This window comes from Streptomyces sp. NPDC001880 (assembly GCF_053594575.1).
Genome location: NZ_JBSFET010000226.1, coordinates 1 through 3,216 on the forward strand (window position 1 = coordinate 1; position 3,216 = coordinate 3,216).

A 3,216-nucleotide genomic window follows, 5' to 3' on the forward strand; every position below is an offset into this window, starting at 1 on the left:
GGCCGCTTCGTCCAGGAGCGCACCGCCCTGCTCGGTCTCGACCATCCCCATGTCGTCGCGGTCCGCGACCTCGTGGTGGACGGCAACGACCTGGCACTGGTCATGGACCTGGTACGCGGCACCGACCTGCGCACCCGCCTCGACCGCGAACGCCGTCTCGCCCCCGAGGCCGCCGTGGCGATCATCGCGGACGTCGCCGACGGCCTCGCCGCCGCACACGCCGCCGGAATCGTCCACCGCGACGTCAAGCCGGAGAACATCCTGCTCGACATGGAGGGCCCGCTCGGCCCCGGCGGCTCGCACCCGGCGCTGCTCACCGACTTCGGTGTGGCCAAGCTGATCGACACCCCGCGCCGCACCAAGGCCAGCAAGATCATCGGCACGCCGGACTACCTGGCCCCCGAGATAGTCGAGGGGCTGCCGCCGCGCGCCGCCGTCGACATCTACGCCCTCGCCACGGTCCTGTACGAACTCCTCGCCGGCTTCACGCCCTTCGGCGGCGGGCACCCCGGCGCCGTCCTGCGCCGTCACGTCACGGAGACGGTCGTACCGCTCCCCGGCATCCCCGACGAGCTCTGGCAGCTCCTGGTCCAGTGCCTGGCCAAGGGCCCCGCCTCCCGGCTGCGCGCCTCCGAGCTCGCGGCCCGGCTGCGCGAGCAGCTCCCGCAGCTGGCCGGCATCCCGCCGCTCGACGTGGACGAGCCGGGCACCGAGCCGGAACCCCAGACGTACGACGAGCAGCAGTACACCCCCGCCCCGGAGGAACCCCGCCGCCGCGGCGCGGTCCCGCTGGTCCCCGGCTCGTCCGCCGACTCCAACCGCGACACCCACACCAGCATGCGCGTCCCGGCCCCCGACGAGCTCTCCGGCGGCCCCCGGGGCACCGCCAGGGCCCCCCGCTCCCCGGGCACGCCCCGCCCCGGCTCGGCCCGCAACAAGTCCGCGGCCGTCCGCAAGCGCCGCCTCGTCCTGAGCGCCGCCGCCCTGGTGCTGGTGGCGGCGCTGGGCGTGGGCGGCGCGCTGGCGCTGGGCGACGACGAGGAGGGCGCACCCGCGCAGGACACGGGGAACTCGGCGCCGGCGACGCCCTGACCCGAGGCCCCGCAAGGGCGTCCCCGGCGGTCCGCGGGCGGCTCGGACACCCCCGGAGCCCCTGTCTCCGTGCGGCCCCGCGAGGGCACGGCGTACCGGTCCACCGGGACGTGATCGGACGGCCCGAGGAACGTCCGTGCCGACAGCCGTTACGCTGGACCCGTGGCAGTCGTCGATATTTCCGAAGAGCTGAAGTCCCTCTCCTCGACCATGGGGTCGATCGAGGCCGTCCTGGACCTGGATGCGCTGAGGGCGGACATCGCCGCGCTCGAGGAGCAGGCGGCCGCGCCTTCCCTCTGGGACGACCCCGAGGCGGCGCAGAAGATCACCAGCAAGCTTTCGCACCTCCAGGCCGAGGTCCGCAAGACCGAGGCACTCCGCGGCCGGATCGACGATCTCGAAGTCCTCTTCGAGCTCGCCGAGGCCGAGGACGACGCCGACGCCCTGGCCGAGGCGGAGTCCGAGCTGGAGTCCGTCCGCAAGGCGCTGGACGAGATGGAGGTCCGTACTCTCCTGTCCGGCGAGTACGACGCCCGCGAGGCCCTGGTCAACATCCGCGCCGAGGCCGGTGGCGTGGACGCCGCCGACTTCGCCGAGAAGCTTCAGCGCATGTACATCCGCTGGGCCGAGCGGCACGGCTACAAGACCGAGGTCTACGAGACGTCGTACGCGGAAGAGGCCGGCATCAAGTCGACCACCTTCGCCGTCCAGGTGCCGTACGCCTACGGCACACTCTCCGTCGAACAGGGCACCCACCGGCTCGTCCGGATCTCGCCCTTCGACAACCAGGGCCGCCGCCAGACGTCCTTCGCGGGCGTCGAGGTGCTGCCGGTGGTCGAGCAGACCGACCACATCGAGATCGACGAGTCCGAACTGCGCGTGGACGTGTACCGCTCCTCGGGCCCCGGCGGCCAGGGCGTCAACACCACGGACTCCGCGGTCCGTCTGACCCACATCCCGACCGGCATCGTCGTCTCCTGCCAGAACGAGCGCTCGCAGATCCAGAACAAGGCATCCGCGATGAACGTCCTCCAGGCGAAGCTCCTTGAGCGCCGCCGCCAGGAGGAGCAGGCCAAGATGGACGCCCTCAAGGGCGACGGCGGCAACTCCTGGGGCAACCAGATGCGGTCGTACGTCCTGCATCCGTACCAGATGGTCAAGGACCTCCGTACGGAGTTCGAGATGGGCAACCCGGAAGCGGTCTTCAACGGCGAGATCGACGGCTTCCTGGAGGCGGGTATCCGCTGGCGCAAGCAGCGGGAGAAGTAGCCGAGCGGGCCCGGCGGCCCGTTCCCGGACGTGTCACGGCGGTGCCGGAACCCCACGGGGTCTCCGGCACCGCCGTTTTCGTCGTGCGGCTCGGGGCCACGGGCGCGCCCCCGGAGGGGAGTTGGGACTCCTGGTTGCGCGGGTGCTGTGGCGAGTGCGTCACAGTCGTGATTCCGAATGAAGGTCAACTGCGAACAAACCAGTGAATATTGCACGGAACGGCCTTGACGTAGTCCTTATCTGTGGACAGGGTGCTAGGGCAGCATGCGTATGTCTGGGACGGGTGTGAACGGGGGCGGGCGGCATGACCACGGCTCTGTGTGGCGCCGTTCGGAGCGAACTCCGGAGAACCGGGGCCCGCATATGGCTGCTCCACTGACGAGAACAGCTACTGGGGGTAGCAGCACATGACGAAGAAGACGCGAGTCCGCGTCGCGCGGATCGCCGCAGGTGCGGTCATCGCCGCAGGCGCCTCGCTCACCGCCGCCGGTGTGGCATCGGCCGTCGGCGTCGATGTCAACGTTGCCGGGCTGTCGGCCAACGCGGAGGTTGCGAGCGGCAACGGGGACGGCGACGACGAGTGCAGCCCGATCGACCCGCGCTGCAATGAGACCGGCGGCGGCGAGTCCGGCGGCGGCGAGTCCGGTGGCAATGAGACCGGCGGCGGTGAGTCCGGCGGCGGCGAGTCCGGCGGCAATGAGACCGGCGGCGGCGAGTCCGGTGGTAACGAGACCGGCGGCGGCGAGTCCGGCGGCAATGAGACCGGCGGCGGCGAGTCCGGTGGCAACGAGACCGGCGGCGGCGAGTCCGGCGGCGATCCGCGCGACGCGGACTCGCGTCTTCTTCGTCATGTGC

The 3,216-nt window shown here is 71.5% G+C and carries 2 protein-coding genes and 1 pseudogene; all 3 read left to right on the forward strand.

The window, feature by feature from the left end:
- Positions 1-1,092, forward strand: a 1,092-nt coding sequence (locus ACWCQ6_RS36535) for a serine/threonine-protein kinase (RefSeq protein WP_451096725.1), incomplete at its 5' end; no start/stop codon positions are given.
- 162 nt (positions 1,093-1,254) lie between these two features.
- Complete coding sequence (gene prfB / locus ACWCQ6_RS36540; RefSeq protein WP_451096727.1) at positions 1,255-2,361, forward strand: peptide chain release factor 2; 1,107 nt, start codon at positions 1,255-1,257, stop codon at positions 2,359-2,361.
- A 407-nt stretch (positions 2,362-2,768) separates the two neighbouring features.
- Positions 2,769-3,216: pseudogene (locus tag ACWCQ6_RS36545) on the forward strand (hypothetical protein); the annotation flags it as partial.